1 protein-coding gene is annotated in these 486 nt (G+C 66.3%); it reads right to left on the bottom strand.

Translation table 11 applies throughout. The features are described from left to right. The coding region (locus FQ746_RS30430) for an LLM class flavin-dependent oxidoreductase (protein ID WP_144113528.1) at nucleotides 1-418 on the bottom strand (418 nt) is incomplete at its 3' end. Between the last annotated feature and the right edge of the window lie 68 nt (nucleotides 419-486).

Below are 486 nucleotides of genomic sequence, written 5' to 3'. Positions count from 1 at the left end.
CGTCGTGTTCGAGCCAGGGTTCGCCGATCGCGGTGAATTCGCCCTTGAACCAGCCGCTGACCACGTTGATCGCAACGCGCCCGCCGGTGAGCTGGTCGATGGTGGCGAGCTGCTTGGCCACCACCGCCGGATGCCAGGGGCCCGGCAGGATCGCGGCGATCACCTTGAGGCGCTCGGTGGCGGCCAGCAGCGCATGGCTGATCGCCACCGATTCGTGCTGGTACTCGGCGCCGTAGCCGGCCGTGAAGCGGATCTGCGACAGCGCGTAGTCGAAGCCGTTGCGCTCGGCCAGTTGCGCGAGCTTGCGGTTGTAGTCGATATCCCAGTTAGTGCGCTGCTCGATCTTGCTGACCACCAGGCCGCCGCTGACGTTGGGCACCCAGTAGGCGAATTTCAGTGTTTCCGGCTCGTGACTCATCGGCTCGTTCCTCGAATGAACAGGCGACAGGAAGCCGTGCCGGGCGCCAGGGCGCGCGGCACGGCAAT

It is taken from the genome of Paraburkholderia sp. BCC1886 (assembly GCF_900996245.1).
Classification (GTDB): domain Bacteria; phylum Pseudomonadota; class Gammaproteobacteria; order Burkholderiales; family Burkholderiaceae; genus Paraburkholderia.
The sequence above is the reverse complement of the archived record's forward strand: the minus strand, read 5'-3'. Positions and strand labels throughout refer to the sequence as shown.